Source organism: Dysgonomonas sp. 25 (assembly GCF_010501075.1).
Classification (GTDB): Bacteria; Bacteroidota; Bacteroidia; order Bacteroidales; family Dysgonomonadaceae; genus Dysgonomonas.
This window is the reverse complement of sequence record NZ_QVMN01000002.1, coordinates 67,546-86,723: the sequence shown is the minus strand read 5'-3', so window position 1 is coordinate 86,723 and position 19,178 is coordinate 67,546. Positions and strand designations below refer to the sequence as shown.

The window sequence follows — 19,178 nt, the reverse complement described above, 5'->3', positions numbered from 1 at the left end:
ATTCACTTATATGTTAGATTTCTTTATTCGCAATGTTCTCAGGCCGAAGCGAGGCATCGAGAGAGCAAGCTGATTCTTTTCTATTTTCGGGACGGACAATAACCGCCCGTTTAAGTCTACTTCTTCGACTTTGGCAATAGGAAAATTGAAGCGGATTTGCTTCAATCCGTCATCGCCTTCGGCATTGAAGAGGCGGATTAGAATATCGCCTTCGCTCTCTGTAACCGCCGTTATTTCATAACCTGTACTTTCAATGTCAATAAAGGATTTATCCTCCATCGGAAGGGTATTCCCGAGAGTTGTTATCAGTCGCTCGTTCCAATTGGCATTTTCAGCCGACACAGAAGCTTCGTCCCATTTCCCCCGATGCGGCACAAGGGCATATTTCATCTCCAGCGGACGAGTGATTTTATAATCGGGTCCCCACAAGCCTTTTCCCGAATATTGGGCGGTCAGCGCCAAAGGGAAGTCTTCGCCATAGGAATAGGTAGTCGTGTGGTCGGAGAAAAGGGCTAAGCCATAATCGTTCTCTTTCTCTGCCAAGTCCACCCAATGCAGGATAATCGTATGTTTGATATTGTCCCATGTATTATAGAATGTATTGTCTAAACGGCTTTCACATACATCGAATGGGGCATCTTTATATAATTGGGGATTCGAAAGCCTGGTCGGGAACAAGACACTCAATTTATAACGGTCGTCGTAGAATGCACGCCTGTTTTCGCGCCAGTTGTCCTGTTGGCGGTATTCGCCTATCCCGACGTTGTCTTTCCAATCTATATTCAGTCGGAAATCGATGTTTCGTTGTCCAGCCTTCAATGTTATGACCTGCGAATAAGGGTGCGAAGCTATTTCGCCCTCGATGCGTATACTTGTCTCCAACGGGTTATCGTTGAGTACGGTAATCTTAACGGGCGCCTCGACGGATGTGCGGAAGTTGCCTTCTTCGTAGAAGAACCCGCGTATCTCACCCAATGCAAAAGAATTGCCGGCATCAGCAAACTCTTTATTACCTAATTGTTTTGCCACAAGGCTTTTGATCACCCCACCTTTCGACCGATCGACGATAAGTTTATACATATCATTCTGCATGATACAATTCCCATCCGAATCGAACGAAATACCCGAACGGTAATTCGACTCCGATTCTGCCCAACCGATACGATAGGTGGAATAACCAAACGAAGGAACTTTAACCCTAAAAATCAACCTTCTTTTTATCGTCTTATCGCTATAAGACTCAACCTTTTCATTGTTAGCATTGTATATTGCTACATTATTTGCCGCTATACCCGCAGGCAACTCGACGGAAACCACCTCGTCACGCTCCGTTCCCGTGGTATTGAATACCCGCACATAGAGCGGCTTGTTGTTTGTTGCAGACCCGAAGCTGCAAGCAGCTTCTTCGACTATCTTGTTTGCTATTGCATCGGTGTTGCCCGTCCAGCGGGTTATTTCCTCTGCCCAAGTACGATTCTCTTTCAGGCGGTTATAGGGCACTATCCACGAATCGTGGTGTTGTGCCATCATCAGCGTACGCCAAGCCTCATCTATTTCCGTCTGTGGCTGACGGTAGCCGTTTTCGATATTCGCCATTGCCGCTATCTTTTCGGCCGTCACGATATTGTTTTCCGACGCCCGTACCTCTTGCGCGATGCGCTGCAATATTTGGCTTCCCCACATAAGGCTCACTTGCATATCTTCCTGCGAAACACGCCAGTTATCATCGGTTTGCCCAACAGAGATATGCTCGATATAGCCCGTCCAGGTCACGTATTGGGAGTTGTTATGAATATTATCGCCATGCCCTATCCACGGACCGTTCTTCCATCCGGCATCCTGATAGCACATCCCCACCGGATTCTTTATGCCGTATGCAAAGCAGGCATCCAGATAAGACGAGGAGTTGTTCCATGCCTTTGTTTGCCACGTGGAATTTTCTTCCGGTTCTTCGCACGCATAACGGGGAACGGTCAGCATAGCTGTACCGTCAGGGCCTACCCAGTTTACCAATTCGCCGCCATAGGCACGGGTATATCCGCCCCAACAGGTATCGGGATTTTTGAGTACAGCATATTTGAATCCAAGTTGTTGGAGGATTTGCGGCAAAGCGCTCGTAAAGCAAGGTTCTTCGGCTGAATAGGTAGTAAAACGGACATCGGGGAAATGCTGATTCACCTTCTTCATCCCGTATTGAAACTGGCGGATAATGCTTTCGCCCGAGATATTGAAACAATAGGGCTGAGCATAAGTAGGATTCGTCCAGTCTATCCGTCGACTTCCGGCAATCGCTTTGAAGTTGCGGTATGCCTCTGGCTCTTTCACCATCACCGTGTCCCACGTCTCCGGCTCTATCTCCAAACCGATTCTCCACTCGGGATGCTGCGCCAGTTTATCTACCATGAATTGGGTATTCCACATCGGGTAATGCCCATATATCCCACCGTGATAGCCATCGGCAAAGTATGCCTGCTGCGCACGGACGGGCGACAGAAGAAGCATGCCCAATATTACGAACAGCACTACTTTTCTCATCAGGCTTATATTTTTCATGGCATCTGTTTTGTCAACAACAATATCAGTTGATGTAGATTATCTTATGGTCGGAACTCAGGTCGAAACTGAATTTCTGGACTTTTTGTATGGCTTCCAGTATCTCGATAATGCCATCGTTAGCATTGAAGTTGCCTGTATATCTGTTATATAAAGCCTTCTCGTTGCGGATAACGAATTTGACATCGTAATACAACTCCAGTTTGCGGATAATATCTTCGAATACCTCGTTGTCGAATACGAAATAGCCGTTCTCCCACAGGGAAATATCCTGCTTTTCAATAGTCCGCTTTTCGAGTATACCGTTTTTCATCACTACCTGTTCGTTCGGATCGAGGAACAAAGCGTCCTTTTTGTTTTTACGGCGGAAGACTTTGACTGATCCTTCGAGCAAGGTTGTCTCGAACATGGTCTTTTCGGAATAATTCAATACCCTGAACTTCGTACCCAGCACCTCCACATCATAGCGGGAGGTCTTGACAATAAATGGTTTAGATTCGTCCTTCTCTACTGAGAAGAAGGCTTCGCCATCGAGCAGTACAACCCGCTCGTCTCCATTGAAATTGCTCGGATACCTCAACTTCGAACGGGAATTCAGCCAAACGGTCGAACCGTCATCCAAGCGCAGGAAGGTACGATGTCCTTTCGGCACTTCGATTTCGATAAACGAACCTTTCGAAGAAAGCTTGAAATAGCGCTCGGAGACAAACCATGTCGATGCAATCAACAGCACGATGGCTGCAGCATATTTGGCAAAGTTCAGGAAGAACTTCTTCCTCTTAGCCTTGCGCATATCCTGTTTGAAGCCGAATAAGGACACCTGCGCCCTGTCGTAATCGCCTTTTTGCTCGACAAGGCTCGACAAAGCCATGAGGTTCTGCGTCCTTACAAACGCTTCTTTCAATGCTTCATCCTCTTCGACCTTACGCAAGAAGGCTTCTTTCTCTTCCCCGTTCAGTTCTCCTGCGAAATATTTATCTAATTCTTCTGACATTATTGCTTCCTTGCTTTTGATATATGAACGACTTTAACCCGGCTACCCCCTAAAAGAAATCACTAAATAATGAAAAATAAGAGCGGAAGATAGTGCTTCAACTTCAACCGTAATTTCTTCAGGGCTATACCTATTTGATTTTCAACAGTATTGACCGATATCCCCAGCCGGGCGGATATTTCCTTGTATTTGAGACCTTCGATTTTGCTTAACATGAAGATTTCCCTGCATCTGTCGGGTAACTCATTGATAGCATCCATGATAACCTTGTCTATGTTTTCGTTGGCAAATATATCTTCGTCGAACTGGTCTAAGGAATGCAGCTTCAACGACAGTTCCAGTCTGAATGCATCTTGCGTATTCTTCGTATATTTCTCCACCGATAGCTGATGCTTGAGGTAATCTAAGCACCTGTTGCGAATCAGCTTGAAAAGATAGGCATTGATATTCTCGACTAAAGGCAAAAGCTCCTGCTTCTCCCATAGCTTCAGGAATATATCTTGCACAATATTCTCGGCATCCTCTGTGGAAAGGACATATTCTTCGGCAAACCTCAGCAGCTTGCTGTAATATGTAAGATAGAGATTGCTGAAATCTCTTTCATGTTGCTCATCTACAGGCATTACGATTTACACTTTAAGTAGAGTAAGGTAGTTAATAGCTGGTATGATATAGAATCCAATCCACGAATATATCAATTTTATTTGAACGACTGAAACCGAAAAACCCTCAAAGCAAAACAGACTTTATTTTAGCTAAAATGCAAAAGCCCTGCAAACCAGCATTGATTTACAGGGCTTTATGAAAATTACTATTTAAGTACCGGTAAGCCTTATTTTTTCCAGAGTTTCTCCATATCCTCCAGCGTCTTCCCTTTAGTTTCGGGTATGCGCTTCCAAACGAACAGCGCAGCCACTACGGCCAATCCGCCATAAACCCAATATGAGAATCCGTGATTGAACATGCCGACTAAAGTCTCGTTCTTATCCATAATCGGGAACGTCCACGATACAAGGAAGTTAGATACCCATTGTGCCGCTACGGCAATAGACATCACCACCGAGCGTACCGAGTTAGGGAATATTTCTGCCAGCATCACCCAGCAAACAGGTCCCCACGACATGGCAAATCCGGCTGTATAGGTCAACATGCAGGCAAGCTTCACTCCTCCCGGCATATCGGCTGCAAAGGAGCTGCCTAATATCAGCATCGACACAGCCATCACCAGAGCTCCTATTATCAGCAATGGTTTACGCCCGAACTTATCCACCGTAAGAATGGCAAGCGTTGTAAACGAGAGGTTTACGATACCCACGATAATGGTTTGCAACAGTGCCGAATCCGTACCCGAACCCATACTCTTGAATATCTCGGGAGCATAGTACAATACGACATTGATACCGACAAATTGCTGAAAGGCCGATAAGAGGACACCTGTTATAATAATGGCAAAGCCATACGATTTGATAGGCACAATAAGCGCTATGAGGAAGCCGGCTACCATCCCTATCTCGAAGGCACTCGAATAGCCTGCCAGATTCAATCCGAAATAAATAAGAAGGAAGAGTATCATCCACGTAATCATAAAGGTATAGTATGATTTCAATGATACGGTTTCTTCTTGCTTAAAGCTGTTTTCGATATCCTTCAATTCCTGTTTAGCTTCCGTCAACCCGACCAATTTGATCAATATACCTTCGGCTTTGGCAGGTTTTCCCGTCATCACCAGCCAACGCGGCGTCTCAGGAGCAAAGAACAGCAACACAAAGAACAAGAGCGACGGAATACCCAGCGAGGCAAACATATAGCGCCATCCCACGGTATGCAGCCATTCGCCCGAACCCGAGTCTTGTTTGGCAATGAAGTAGTTGACAAAATATACTACCAGCATACCGAAGATGATGGCAAACTGGTTGAGTGCCACCAGACTACCTCTTTTTTTAGGAGGCGAAATCTCGGCTATATACATCGGCGACACCATAGAGGCGATTCCAACCCCTACCCCGCCCAAGATGCGGTAGATAATAAAGTGATAGACAAATGTATGGTTACCGTCGCCCGGCATGCCATAGCCTATCTCAGGCCATGCAGAACCGACTGCGGCAAACAAAAACAACAGTGCCGCGGCAAACAAGGCACTCCGCCGTCCAAAGCGCTGGCTCACCCATCCGGCAATAGCTGCACCGAATATACAGCCTATCAAGGCGCTGCTGACAACGAATCCTTCCATGGCACTGGCCTCGAATTGGGGCAATCCCATCGGGTCGATAAAGAAATGGCGGAGCGACTCGACTGTTCCCGAAATCACCGCCGTATCGTACCCGAAAAGCAACCCTCCGAGAGTGGCAATCAGGGTTAGCCCGATTGTATAGGATTTACTTGCTTCGTTTTTCATATAATGGTATTATTTGGTTTATATTGTTCAGTTATAGTTCCCTATTAGGTACTACAGGAGTGTTACCTTTTTGTTACTTTTTACAGAGACATATCTATCTGATTATAAATATATTAAATTAAAAAAGCAGCCAAAAAGTATACTTCTGAAAGGCATTTTTTTTTGTGGTTACTTTTAGCCCCTCCAACCTCCCCGCAGGGGAGGCCTTACTCCCCTCCTACGGAGGGGCAGGGGGAGGCCCAGTATATAGATAAAACAGCAAGGCTGATATACACCAACCTTGCTATTTTTTTTATATTAAATATACATATTGATAAGTGTCTCGTACAATTCCTGCTTCCCGCTTATTTGTTTCGGTTCGCCATTTTGTTTGGCATAAGCAACAAGATCTTCGAGTTTCAGCTTACCATCTTCAAACTCTTTACCCTTTCCGCCATCGAACGAAGCATAACGCTCTTTGAACATCTGGCAATAAGGAGAATTATCGAGCAAGTCGGCAGCAATTTCCAATGCACGTGCCATCACATCCATACCCGAAATGTGCGCGATAAAAATATCTTCCAAATCAGTTGAGTTACGGCGTGTTTTAGCATCGAAATTCGTACCGCCATTGCCTAAACCATCGTTGCGGATGATCTGAATATAAGCCTGCACCAAATCGTACAAATCAACCGGGAACTGGTCGGTATCCCATCCGTTCTGATAGTCGCCACGGTTGGCATCTATCGAACCTAACATTCCGGCATCTACGGCACAAGCCAGTTCATGCTCGAATGTATGTCCCGCCAATGTTGCATGGTTCACTTCGATGTTGATTTTGAAATCCTTATCCAAACCATAGTTGCGCAAGAAACCGACAACCGTTTCCACATCGAAGTCGTATTGGTGCTTAGTCGGCTCCATCGGTTTAGGTTCGATAAGGAATGTACCTGTAAAGCCTTTCGCACGGGCATAGTCACGCGCCAAAGTCAACATTTGAGCCAAGTGTTCTTTTTCGCGTTTCTGGTCGGTGTTCAGGATAGACATATACCCTTCGCGGCCACCCCAGAATACATAGTTGGTACCACCAAGTTCGATTGTAGCGTCAATCGCATTTTTGATCTGAACGGCAGCACGGGCAACCACATCGAAATTCGGGTTGGTAGCAGCACCGTTCATATAACGTTTGTGACCGAATACGTTTGCCGTACCCCAAAGCAATTTAATGCCTGTTTCGGCTTGCTTTTGTTTGGCATAAGCTACGATAGCTTTCAGGTTTGCTTCATATTCTTCAATTGTATCGGCTTCGTCTATCAAATCCACATCGTGGAAGCAGTAATATTCGATACCTATTTTTTGCATAAACTCAAATCCGGCATCCATTTTCGCTTTTGCTTTATCCAGAGCCGTTGCACCCTCATTCCAAGGGAAAGTTTTTGTACCCGGGCCAAACGGATCACCACCCTCGGCGCAAAGTGTGTGCCACCAAGCCATCGCAAATTTCAACCAGTCTTTCATTTTTTTGCCCTTCACTACTTTTTCAGGGTCATAGTAATGAAATGCCATCGGGTTTTTACTGTTTTTTCCTTCGAATTTAATTTTTCCTACACTTGGAAAATACTCTTTTGTTGCCATATTTTTCTTTTATTATTTAGTTGGTTTGACAATTATGTTTTTTTGAGTTGACGAGTTGAAAAGCTGATAGCTTTTTGTTTACTTGTTTACTTGTCTACTTGTTTACTACTGATTCAAATGTGATTTCCATACTTCATACGCCTCTGCGTACGCCTGTTTTTTGTTGGTTTCAGGTTCTACCACAGCCAATTTCTCCAAAGAAGCAAATGCTTCGTTGTTCGATTTGTAGTAGCCGATTCCCATGCCTGCTCCGCGTGCTGCTCCGGCTGCTCCGTCGGTATCGAACAACTCGATAGTCGCCCCGCTGATAGTCGCAAGCGACTGCGCAAAAATCGGACTGAGGAACATATTGGCATGTCCCGCACGGATAAGGTGTATATTCATACCCATTTCCCGCATCACCTCCATACCGTATTGATAGGAGAAAACGATGCCTTCCTGTGCTGCACGCAGAATGTCACGCTTGTCGTGTATATTGAAGTTGATGCCGTGGATAGAGCAGTTAACATCCTTGTTTTCCAATACCCGCTCGGCTCCATTCCCGAATGGGATGATGGATATTCCTTTCGATCCAACAGGTGATTGCGCCGCCAGATTGTTCATATCGTTATAGCTCAACCCCTCCAAAGCCAGATTGCGCTTCAGCCACGAGTTGAGAATACCCGTTCCGTTGATACACAAGAGGATTCCCAAGCGGGTGAGTTCTTTCGTATAATTAACATGTGCAAAGGTATTTACACGAGACAGCGGATCATATTCCAGTTTGTCCGAAACACCATACACCACCCCCGAAGTACCTGCCGTAGAGGCTACTTCGCCCGGATTGAACACATTGAGCGACAAGGCATTGTTGGGCTGGTCGCCTGCACGGTACGAGATAGGCGTACCTTGTTTCAATCCCAATTCTTTGGCTGCCGAAGCCGAAACTTCGCCCTGATAGCCAAATATCGGCTTGATTTCAGGAAAGAAACTTTCCGGGATTCCGTAGTGTGCTAATATGTCGTTGGAAAGTGATTTCGTTTGAAAATCCCAGAAAATTCCCTCTGATAACCCTTCTATAGTCATTACAATTTCATCCGACAACTTCATGGCAATATAATCGCCCGGAAGCATCAGTTTATCTATTTTTTCGTAGATATGCGGTTCATGCTCTTTCACCCATGCCAGTTTGGATGCAGTGAAGTTGCCCGGCGAATTGAGCAGGTGAGAGAGGCTTCTCTCCTCGCCTATCGCTTCGAATGCCTTTTCGCCATACGGTACGGCACGGCTGTCGCACCAGATAATAGACGGACGCAGGACGTTCTTGTCTTTGTCCACCAATACCAACCCGTGCATCTGCCACGTGATGCCGATAGCTTTTATATCTTCGCCGCGCACACCCGATTGTTGCATAACAGATTGATGAGCTTTTTTCAGGTTTTCCCACCAATCGGAGGGATTTTGCTCTGCCCATCCCGGTTTGAGGGCTATTATCTCCATTTCCTGTTTGGGATAAAAGTCCGAGGCAACGATTTTGCCCGATTCGGCTTCTACCAGACAAACTTTTACGGACGAACTTCCTATATCGTATCCTAATAAATACATAATTCGTTATAATAATTAGATGTTTGTTTTCAGTTTATTGTATGCTTTTTTATCGAACTTGTAGTAACGGGCTGCCCGGTGCGAAACAGCTTTTTGTTTTTCTTCAAGTGCCACTACATAAGGCATTGCAGCCACCTTTTTATGAAAATTCCGTATATCGATTGCCTTGTCGTATATCGCTTCATATAACTTATGCAATTGGCTTATCATAAATTTTCGGGGAAGGAGTTCAAAGACAATGGTCGGATTATATTCTATCCACCGGCGTACTTCGCCCAGCGATTCGGATACTATCTGATTATGGTCGAAGGGCAATTCGGGTATCCGGCTTATGGGGCACCATTTAGTCTCTTTATACTTCGAGGTGGTATTCAATTTGTGGTCTACCTTGCACAGCGACAAATAAGCCACTGTTATCAGGCGATTGATATTCGGTTGATAGGCCGTATCGAGCCACTTCATATCTTCGGGCTTATTGGCACGGTCAGGAGACGAAAAACAACGGAATTGTTTCAGTGCCATTTTTTTAATGCCTGTCAATTCGTATAGCACTCTTCCGGCTGCTGCGTCTACGTCTTCGTGGTCATATATCAGGCTACCCGGAAGCTTCAGGTTTTTGGATTCGTTCCGTTCCGGATTGCGCTGAATCAGCAAAATATTGAGCTGATTATCCTGAAAGCCAAATACGACACAGTCAATGGATACAAAGGTATGTATGAAGCTGTTTTTCATGATGCCGGTTTATTTAGTTTATTGGTTAGCCGGTATGGCAAATGTATAAATTTATCTTTGGAAAAGAATACTGTTTAACTATTTATTTTTAGTTAAAATATTGTATAACAGATACTTATATATCATACAAGATACAATAAGAACATGCATATATATTGTAATTAATACAATAAGCTTTCCGCATCCAGAAAGATTTTAGCAGGGTATCGGCTGTAGTTGCCCCCTACAAAAACAAAATGTTAATTTTCACAATAAGTTATTCTTTTGCAATTGCCCTGTAAACAGTTACAGCAATTGCTGCAGCACCCTGCGAATCGGGGTGAACCTTATCCGGAAAGTTTTCTTCCATCCCATCGGTAGCGGAATGAAGGTCGATTATTTGCAGATTTCTTTCTTCGGCGACTTTTTTTATAATGGGAATAATATTATTGGTAATAGTCTCATCACTAATACCCCATGTATCTCCATAGACTTTAGCCGGGTAGCACAAGTATATTTCGGGATGTGAAGGTATATGCTGGAAAATGGTAATCAATGAGGTCAAATCCTTCTCGTAATCGCTGCCATATTGCCAGTTTTCGGGTTTGGAATCGTTTGTACCCAGTTTTATAACAACTACATCCGGCATAAATTTCAACGCTCCGAAGAATACATCGGAACGCATATACGGGTAGTCGCCTCTATTGAGTACGGTACGGGAATTTTCGCCAAAATTTCCGACTTTATATTTATCACCCAGTATTTTACCCAGCATGGCAGGATAATCCTCCGGAAGTCCCCATCCACGTGTTATACTGTTACCGACGCAGGCCACTCTTATTGTATCTTGTGCCCACAAACATGATATCGTACATAGTAATAATACCGAAAGGAGTAGAAACTTTTTCATTTGCTAATCTTTTATAGTTACAATTTCAATTGTTGCTTCCTGCAAACCTTCAGATTGAGCTGTCAGAGAAATCTTACCGTTCTTCTTTGTCGACTGCAAAACCGCCAACGCTTTACCACTGAAAAGATGCCTGTCAGGATTCTTCAAAGATACGGTATCTGTCGGATTTCCATTGTCTGTTCCGGCAATAAATCCATCACCATTGACTGAAAAACGAATTAGATTGTCTGCCGTCGGAACGGGTAACCCGTTGCTATCCAATACTTCCACTGTGACGAAAGACAAGTCTTTTCCGTCGGCTTTAATCGTATTTCTATCGGCTACAAGGCGGATAGAAGCGGGCGGGCCGGTCGTTTTCACTTCTTTGGTCAACACCTCTTTGCCATCTTTATACGAAACGGCTTTCAATGTTCCCTTTTCGTATGGAATGCGCCACATTACGTGGTACGTATCGTTTGTTTTCTGTTTGCGTCCCAATGATTTGCCGTTGAGGAGAAGCTCAACTTCGTCGGCATTGTTGTAATATGCCCAAATGTCGACTGTCTGCCCTTCTTCCCAGTTCCAATGCGGAAAGATATGCAAAACATCTTTATCCGTCCATTCGCTTTGATACATATAGTATACATCTTTCGGGAAGCCTGTCAAATCAATAATTCCGAAATAGGAGCTACGCGATGGCCACCAGAATGGTGTTGGTTCGCCCAGATAATCGAAGCCTGTCCAGATATACATACCCGAAATATGGTCGTATTTTTTTACCAAATCCCACGTACCCTCGTGTGTAGTTCCCCACGGAACATGATTGTTATCGTACGATGAGCACTGATGTATAGGGCGATCGAATGGGAGATCCCAACGTATGGGCCAGATATATATGCTGTCTGACGGCATCAGATAGAATCCGCGCGACATCAGTCCGGAGGTTGTTTCGGTCAGAATCAATTTTTGATTCGGAAATTTCTTATGAAAGTCTATATAATTGTATTCGTGATAGTTAAACCCAATAACATCCATCGCTCCCGAACGGAAAAGATGGTTGCCCGGTTCCGTCTCGTTATTGCCTGACGTAATAGGTCGTGTAGGATCTAATTCGCGAACCATATCGGCGAGCTTGATTGTCAGCATAGAATTGACGTGCAGGTCTTGTGAATTTTCGACCTTATTGAGCGTATTGGCAAAGTTGAGTATCATATTCGCCTGCTTCATATCCATCGTATCGGCGTCGATATGCGACCATTGCTCCAGCACTTCGTTTCCGATACTCCACATAAAGATGGACGGATGGTTACGGTCGCGCAGGATGAAATCAGTCAAATCGCGTTCGTGCCATTCAGGAAAATAGTGCGAATAGTCGTATTGGCTTTTCCTTTTGCGCCAGATATCGAACGATTCGTCCATGACGATAAAGCCCATTCTGTCGCATAGGTCGAGCAATTCGGGCGCAGGCGGATTGTGCGCCGTACGGATGCCGTTGCAACCCATTTCTTTCAATATTTCCAATTGGCGCTCGATGGCACGGGTGTTTACGGCAGCCCCGAGACATCCCAAATCGTGATGGTTGCATACGCCTTTTATTTTTACGGATTTCCCGTTCAAAAAGAAACCTTTATTGATATCGAATTCGAAATAGCGAATGCCTATTGTTGTTTTGTATTCGTCTATTATTTTTCCGTCTTGTTCGATCTGTGTCACAGCGGTATAGAGATACGGATCGTCGAGCGACCACAAGTGCGGGTGGTCTATTGTCAGCGTCTGTTCTACGACAGCCGTCGTATCCTGAGCGGTTGTCACAGGCGATTGTATTGTTGCTACCTGTTTGCCCGATGCGTCGAGCAGTATGGTGTGTAGTGTTGCTTCCTGTTGTTGTCCGTAGTTGTTGCGTATAGTTGTGTTAGCTACTATTTTAGCTTGATTTTCGGTCACTTCGGGTGTGGTAAGATATGTTCCCCAAAGGTCGACATGTAATGGGTTGACTTTTGTCAGCCACACATTGCGATAGATACCCGAACCCGAGTACCAACGCGAATTGGGTTGTTTTGAATTATCCACTTTTACGGCGATTGTGTTTGTTCCGCCATAGTTCAGATATGGTGTAAGGTCGTAACGGAAGGAGATATACCCGTTGGGGCGTTCGCCCAGCAACTGCCCGTTCACCCAAACCGAACTGTTCATATATACCCCGTCGAAGTCGATATAGAAGATTTTTCCTGTATCGGATTCAGCCACGTCGAATGTCTTTCTGTACCATCCTATGCCGCCGGGCAATGCGCCACCGCCGGGCGTAGCAGGGTTGGAAACCGAGAAATCAGCTTCGATACTCCAATCGTGCGGTAAATTGAGTTTTCGCCACGAAGAATCATCAAAAGCGGGTTCCGATGCTTCGGGCTTGTCTCCCGGATAGAAAGACCAGTCTGCTACGAATTCGCTTCTTTCGCGCACCTGCTGTGGTTGAGAACAAGCAAAAAGGAGAGACGACAAAATAATGATATATATGTACTTCATGGATTTTTCATTTTTATCCGTCCTTCTACCGGAGAATATTTCTCTCCGGTAGAAGTCGGATATCATACTTAACCTAAATTGACCTAAAACCTAAGAACCTTATTTATTTGTAATATCGTGGTGAGATAAAAATTTATTTATTTGCAGTATAGTAATCTTTGCTGATGAAATTATATACCAGCAGACATGGACCATCATTCGGGTCATTATCGCGTAAAACCCCCAATTGCATGGCATCGTTGGTAAGAGATAACAATGTCATTCTCGACCAGTTAGTTACAATTGATATACGGCCTTCATCGCGCAGCATAGTTGCATTGGTCATTGTCAGAATATGATTGTCCACGTCGAGCCAGTAAGTTCCCTCCTGAACAATGCCTTCAACCTTTTTGTCAGCCGTAAGCGTATGCCCGACAATAGCACCGAATGTCAAAGAACCAAAATCGGCAGCAGGCATCAGCCACTGATTACTTGGCCAATCAGGACACCAGCTCCATTGATCAGGATCAGTTGGATCATAAGCACTACCTGAAACAGTCTCCCAACTATGTCCGATCCCATAAAAATAAAGAGGTCCATCGAAATAAAGAGATTCGCCATCAGCATCCAAATCCAGTACCCATTCTTTTTCCATTCCAACGCCACCTGTCAGGTATGTCCACAATGGATTGGACATATAATCAAGTTTGTAAGTCGGGATAGTTACCGTAACAGGATCTGCCGTTACTAATCCCCCGTCAGACAAAACAGAATAAGAGAACGTGTAGTCGCCTGCAAAACCGAAAAACAAAACATCATCGGTTTTTGTAGAATAACCGGCAGCGGCCTTGGCCTCGTTGTCCCATTCCCAGTACACACTGTATTCCAGATTATCGGAATCTATAATGATTTGGTTCGAATTTGAAGGATCAAGTGTAACACTAAAATTCAGCTCACTTTTATCAGCCATTCTTCCCAAGCTATGCGAATCCGGGCTGCAACCGGGCAGGAGAAGTGCTACTCCTGCCAATAAAACGAATATATTAAATATTTTCTTCATATTTGTTAGTATTTAAGGTGATTAATTACCATCCGCTGTTTTGTTCCAGAACACCATTCGACTGAGAAATCTGTTCGTTTGGTATTTGTTGGAAACCTCTGGTATTAATAATGTTAGCTGCATCTATAACTTTCTGGGTAGCAACACCACCGTTCTGAACAGTTGTTGTCTCAGCCAGAATAGAAGCGGCTTGAGTCAATCCCTGACGCAATACATCCCAATAACGTATTCCTTCGAATGCAAGCTCTAAACGTCTTTCTTCCAAGATATTTGCTTGCGAAACAGGAATAGAAGTGAAAGCTGCCTGATAGGCGCGTTGCCTTACCTGATCGAAATAATTCTGAGCGTTAGGGCTTCCAAGTTCGGCAGCCATCAACAATACATCGGCATAGCGTACTACAACATAGTCTTGGAACTGACCAATCTGGAAGTCGGCAGCACCTAGATCCACAGCTTCGTCTACCAGTTCTCCGGCATCATTGTAAACAGATTTCGGTGTATATTTTTTATTCGCATATCCGGTATATTCACGTTGATCGTTTATATCTTGTGTGATACCTTCTCCCGCGATATCGATAATAGAAGCAGTACGGCGTTTGTCATTAGGGCTGTATGCATTCCACACTCTTTCAGGAACTGTACAAGAACCCCATCCCTGAGAATAAGGATAATGCATAACTCCGCGTAGTCCCATCATCACCAGCCAGTGGTTGCCGTCGCTATTTCCGTCATAATTACTTGTATAATTATATTTGATTGCGAAGATTGTTTCTTTGTTGCCTTTTCCTGCATAATCTATTCCGCTGTAAGCGGCAGACGCAGGCCATAGGGCTGCAAAATCATCTACCAGATCATATCCTCCGTTCGAGATAATATCTTCCAATCCTTGCAAAGCTTCTGCTTGGCTTACCAATCCAACCAAATCAGATTTACCATAATATCCGGTATAGAACAAATATACGCGAGCCAAAAGAGCTTGTGCCGCCCATTTCGTAGCACGTCCGTCATTTTTTTCCGCCCACGAAGAAGAATATGCCTGACTGTTCATATTATCGATTGCATATTTCAAGTCTGATGCGATAACTGCGTAAACTTCGTCCGGATCGGCCTGAGGTAAGTTTTCATCCGAAGGCTCTGTCAGCAATGGAATGTTTTCCCATATGCGAACCATATCAAAATAGAAGTAAGCACGCAAGAAACGGGTTTGACATTCTACGCTCAACTTGGCAGCATCGTCACCTTCCCAATCAATACCATCCAGTTTCACTAATAATGTATTGCAACGAAAGATAGCATTGTAGTATGCTTTCCAGTTATCATTAAACAAGTCTTTATAAGATGGGGCACGCAGAGGATTTAATTCCTCGATAGCCTGATAGTTAAGCGCATCACCATTTCCAACTCCGGCGTAGCAGTTGTCGGAGCATATTTCAGACATAAGCGGGAAGCTGACACCTGATGACCATATTTGTTGCAACCCATCGTAGCATCCTACAAGCGCTTTTTCTGCATCAGATTTGGTTTTATAGAAGGTTCCTTCTGTCGAACCGGTCTTTGGATTACTATCCAGGAAGCTGTCAGAACATGAACCGAATGTAAGCAGTGCTACTGTAGCTATATATAAATATATCTTTTTCATATTCGTTTTTTTAATTAGAATTTAACATTAATACCCATCAAGAATGTACGAGGGTTCGGATAAAAACCTACATCTACCCCTGAGGCAAAGCTTCCTACTCCATAACCGATTTCAGGATCCATTCCATCGTATTTGGTAAATGTATAAAGGTTTTGTACTGAAGCATATATACGGAACTGGCTGATAGCTTTTGAATTAATCAATTTGCTGAAATCATAACCCAATGTGATATTACTGATACGCCAGTAGTCGCCGTCCTGTACATATAAATCAGAGAATTCCCAGTTAATATTAGAGTTCGTTACCCGTGGCATTTTGTTAGAAGTTCCTTCTCCATGCCAGCGATCCAAGATGCGTGTTGTGTAGTTTGCATAGCGATCCGAGTTGTTACGGTATGCTTGTACCAATTGGTTGCCTAATACGCCGTTTGTTGCTATCGAGAAATCGAAGTTCTTATAATTCAATCCAAGAGACAAACCGAATGTAACATCCGGATTTGGATCGCCGATATTTGTTTTATCGCTTTCGTCTATTTTTCCATCTTTATTTCGGTCAACATAGATCACATCACCCGGAGATGCATTCGGCTGGATTTTATTACCGTTAGTATCTACATAATTGTCGATCTGCTGTTGGTTCTGGAAGATACCATTTGTTTTGTATCCCCAGAAATATCCGATAGGCTCGCCATTGGATGCCCGGTAAAATTCGGGAGAGTTGTCATATATCTGGTTGGTTAAACCATGTATAATTCCATCTTCGGTAGGAATACTTCCAACTTCGTTTTGGTTGTACGAAATGTTTCCGGCAATGCTGTAGTTGAAGTCTTTACCGATACGGTCATTGTATGTAAGGTTCAATTCAACCCCTCTATTCACCACATCACCACCATTGATCAATTTAGAAGTAACACCTGATGTTGCAAGTGTTGGCACTTCCACAATCCAGTCTTTTGTCTTTTTGTGATAGAAATCAACATTGGCAATCAATCTGTTGTTAAGGAAATTAGCATCAAATCCAAAATTGATTTGTTGAGATGTTTCCCACTTCAAATCGGAATTAGCCAGTGAGCTTTGATAAGCTCCTTGTGTATTGCTGGCTGATCCGCTGTTTTGTCCGAAAAGATATCCGGTGTTATTCATCATCACCAATGCCAGATATTTATAGTCTTCGATATCCTGGTTACCAACAAGTCCCCAGCTACCTCTTACTTTAAGGTAATCTAACCACGATGAAGTGCTTTTCATCCAATCTTCGCTCGATGCAATCCATCCCAACGAAACTGAAGGGAAATAACCCCAACGGTTGTCCTTGTGAAATTTAGAAGATCCATCGGCACGGAATGTGGCATTCATCAGGTATTTTTCTTTCCAGTTATAGTTTACACGACCAAAGTAAGAAAGTAATTGAGTTCTGGCATCAGGGCCCCCGTTCAGCGTGATAAGAGCGCCATCGGTATTTTCGGTATTGTCAAGCCATGCCTGAGAGAGGTTGGAATAAATAAAGCCTGCATTGCGACCATTGAGCCACGACCCCGAATATTGACGGGCAGACATACCTGCCATTACATCAAATTTGTGCTCGTCTTTGATGTCGAAAGAATAAGTTAACACATTATCCCAGTTCCAGGCACGCCCTTTGCTCATAGCCTGATAAGCTGTAGCATGTGTATTGTATTCGAATTTTGACAATTCATATGAAGGAAGGAAAGAGTTTTCGTCATTAGAGAAATAATCGAATCCCAAAGTTGTTCTGAATTTCAACTTATCGATCGGATTTGCTTCTAAATATACGTCTCCTATCAATTTTTGAGTAGATCGCTTATTTTGATTGGTTAATACCATTTTTGCATAAGGGTTTGCTTCGCCGTTATACCACGTATTCCATACTTCTCCGTTAACCATCGAAGAGGAATTTGCTGTATTAACATAATTTCCGTCATCGTCATACATCGGGAGGAAAGGGCTCGCTCCGAATGCTCCGCGCAAAGCGTTGTTATAGGCATTACCTGTGCCTACACCTTTGGTTTTTATATAGCTGAATGTTGCGTGCTGGCCTAATTTGATTATATCGCCATACAAGCGATGATCTGTATTGATGCGGAAGCTGTAACGATCATAATTTGAATAATCTTTGCCTCCTACGATACCACCTTGCGAAGTATATCCTAATGATAGGGAGTAAACAGATTTTTCTGTACCTCCTGTAGCCGAAAGTGTATAACTCTCGGTAGAAACATCACTTTTCAGCATTTCGTTCATCCAGTTCGTTCCGCTTCCCATGGCAGCTACTTCATCTGCCGTGAAATAAGGGGAAAGTCCCGAATTTATATTCGACTCGTTCATTATGGTTGCATACTGTTTCGCATTCAAAAGTTTTACTTTGCGTGCAGCATTTTGTATTCCATAGTAAGCATCGAATGCAATCTGGCTGTGACCTTTAGCTCCCGTTTTTGTTGTAACAAGAATTACACCATTCGCGGCTTGCGAACCGTAGATAGCAGCCGAGGCAGCATCTTTCAGTACATCAATCGATTCAATATCCGCATTGTTGATATGCGAAATATCGCTTGTTTGCACACCGTCGACGATGTATAAAGGCCCGGAGTTTCCGATTGTACCTGTACCGCGGACAATCACCTTGTATCCGTCGCCAGGTTGTCCCGACATAGATGTGATTTGCACACCCGGTGTCTGACCTTGCAAAGCATTAAGGGCAGAAGTTGTACTACGCTTTTCGAGGTTATCTCCTTTTACCTGAAGAGTTGCACCAGTATTCAGTTTTTTCTTCTGAACACCATAACCGATAGCGACCACTTCTTCCAATACATTAGATTTTTCTTGCATAACAAGGTTAATCACACTTTGTCCGTTGACAGCGACAGTTTGCGTCTCAAAGCCAACATAGCTGATTTCTAAGGTTGCATTCGGACTGACTGTGATAGAGAAATTTCCCTCCAAATCAGTAGAAACACCATTCGTAGTTCCTTTTTCAACTACCGAAGCTCCGATGAGCCCTTCGTCTTCAAAAGTAATTGTACCTGTTACCGTGTGAGTCCCTGTCTGGGCATAAATACCGCTTACCGAAGCCATGCCGATAAAGATGATCAGAATGGACTTCAACAAACCGGATTCCAGTTTTTTCGTTAATCGTTTTAGATTCATAGCGTTAGGTTTTAAAATAAGACCTTCATTAGTTATAAATTTAGGTTATTTAACTATAACAAGTTAAACTTTT

At 43.9% G+C, this 19,178-nt stretch carries 12 protein-coding genes; all 12 read right to left on the bottom strand.

Translation table 11 applies throughout. The annotated features are described in order from the left end of the window. Positions 1–6: 6 nt before the first annotated feature. Positions 7–2,535, bottom strand: a complete 2,529-nt coding sequence (locus tag D0T66_RS03540; protein ID WP_163356263.1) for a glycoside hydrolase family 38 C-terminal domain-containing protein — start codon at positions 2,533–2,535, stop codon at positions 7–9. A gap of 43 nt (positions 2,536–2,578) precedes the next feature. Further along, a complete protein-coding gene (locus D0T66_RS03535; RefSeq protein ID WP_163355672.1) occupies positions 2,579–3,547 on the bottom strand; it encodes a FecR family protein in 969 nt (322 codons plus the stop codon). 62 nt (positions 3,548–3,609) lie between these two features. Beyond that, entirely contained in the window at positions 3,610–4,170 is a 561-nt protein-coding gene (locus tag D0T66_RS03530; RefSeq protein ID WP_163355670.1) for an RNA polymerase sigma-70 factor, read from the bottom strand. Between the two features lie 209 nt (positions 4,171–4,379). Further along, positions 4,380–5,942, bottom strand: coding sequence for a D-xylose transporter XylE (gene xylE / locus D0T66_RS03525; RefSeq protein ID WP_163355668.1), 1,563 nt, complete (start codon positions 5,940–5,942; stop codon positions 4,380–4,382). A 297-nt stretch (positions 5,943–6,239) separates the two neighbouring features. Then, a complete protein-coding gene (gene xylA / locus D0T66_RS03520) occupies positions 6,240–7,556 on the bottom strand; it encodes a xylose isomerase (protein ID WP_163355666.1) in 1,317 nt (438 codons plus the stop codon). A gap of 105 nt (positions 7,557–7,661) precedes the next feature. Beyond that, the gene (locus tag D0T66_RS03515; protein WP_163355664.1) at positions 7,662–9,140 is read right to left on the bottom strand and encodes a xylulokinase; all 1,479 of its coding nucleotides are present in this window, start codon (positions 9,138–9,140) and stop codon (positions 7,662–7,664) included. Between the two features lie 15 nt (positions 9,141–9,155). After that, positions 9,156–9,872, bottom strand: a complete 717-nt coding sequence (locus D0T66_RS03510; protein WP_163355662.1) for an NUDIX domain-containing protein — start codon at positions 9,870–9,872, stop codon at positions 9,156–9,158. Positions 9,873–10,128: 256 nt separating this feature from the next. Next, on the bottom strand, positions 10,129–10,761 hold the full coding sequence (locus D0T66_RS03505) for a GDSL-type esterase/lipase family protein (protein WP_163355660.1): 633 nt from the start codon (positions 10,759–10,761) through the stop codon (positions 10,129–10,131). A gap of 3 nt (positions 10,762–10,764) precedes the next feature. Continuing rightward, positions 10,765–13,263 carry a glycoside hydrolase family 2 TIM barrel-domain containing protein gene (locus D0T66_RS03500; protein WP_163355658.1) on the bottom strand — a complete coding sequence of 833 codons (2,499 nt, stop codon included), beginning with the start codon at positions 13,261–13,263 and terminating at the stop codon, positions 10,765–10,767. Positions 13,264–13,396: 133 nt separating this feature from the next. Then, positions 13,397–14,302 carry a hypothetical protein gene (locus D0T66_RS03495; protein ID WP_163355656.1) on the bottom strand — a complete coding sequence of 302 codons (906 nt, stop codon included), beginning with the start codon at positions 14,300–14,302 and terminating at the stop codon, positions 13,397–13,399. A 25-nt stretch (positions 14,303–14,327) separates the two neighbouring features. Further along, positions 14,328–15,941, bottom strand: a complete 1,614-nt coding sequence (locus tag D0T66_RS03490; RefSeq protein ID WP_163355654.1) for a RagB/SusD family nutrient uptake outer membrane protein — start codon at positions 15,939–15,941, stop codon at positions 14,328–14,330. Positions 15,942–15,955: 14 nt separating this feature from the next. Beyond that, complete coding sequence (locus D0T66_RS03485; RefSeq protein WP_163355652.1) at positions 15,956–19,105, bottom strand: TonB-dependent receptor; 3,150 nt, start codon at positions 19,103–19,105, stop codon at positions 15,956–15,958. Positions 19,106–19,178 lie beyond the last annotated feature (73 nt).

Bases quoted from the DNA above. Each gene is read 5' to 3' on its own strand.
- D0T66_RS03540 (WP_163356263.1), bottom strand. From the start codon at position 2,535: ATGAGAAAAGTAGTGCTGTTCGTAATATTGGGCATGCTTCTTCTGTCG.
- D0T66_RS03485 (WP_163355652.1), bottom strand. From the start codon at position 19,105: ATGAATCTAAAACGATTAACGAAAAAACTGGAATCCGGTTTGTTGAAG.
- D0T66_RS03505 (WP_163355660.1), bottom strand. From the start codon at position 10,761: ATGAAAAAGTTTCTACTCCTTTCGGTATTATTACTATGTACGATATCA.
- D0T66_RS03495 (WP_163355656.1), bottom strand. From the start codon at position 14,302: ATGAAGAAAATATTTAATATATTCGTTTTATTGGCAGGAGTAGCACTT.
- xylA (WP_163355666.1), bottom strand. From the start codon at position 7,556: ATGGCAACAAAAGAGTATTTTCCAAGTGTAGGAAAAATTAAATTCGAA.
- xylE (WP_163355668.1), bottom strand. From the start codon at position 5,942: ATGAAAAACGAAGCAAGTAAATCCTATACAATCGGGCTAACCCTGATT.
- D0T66_RS03500 (WP_163355658.1), bottom strand. From the start codon at position 13,263: ATGAAGTACATATATATCATTATTTTGTCGTCTCTCCTTTTTGCTTGT.
- D0T66_RS03490 (WP_163355654.1), bottom strand. From the start codon at position 15,941: ATGAAAAAGATATATTTATATATAGCTACAGTAGCACTGCTTACATTC.
- D0T66_RS03510 (WP_163355662.1), bottom strand. From the start codon at position 9,872: ATGAAAAACAGCTTCATACATACCTTTGTATCCATTGACTGTGTCGTA.
- D0T66_RS03530 (WP_163355670.1), bottom strand. From the start codon at position 4,170: ATGCCTGTAGATGAGCAACATGAAAGAGATTTCAGCAATCTCTATCTT.
- D0T66_RS03535 (WP_163355672.1), bottom strand. From the start codon at position 3,547: ATGTCAGAAGAATTAGATAAATATTTCGCAGGAGAACTGAACGGGGAA.
- D0T66_RS03515 (WP_163355664.1), bottom strand. From the start codon at position 9,140: ATGTATTTATTAGGATACGATATAGGAAGTTCGTCCGTAAAAGTTTGT.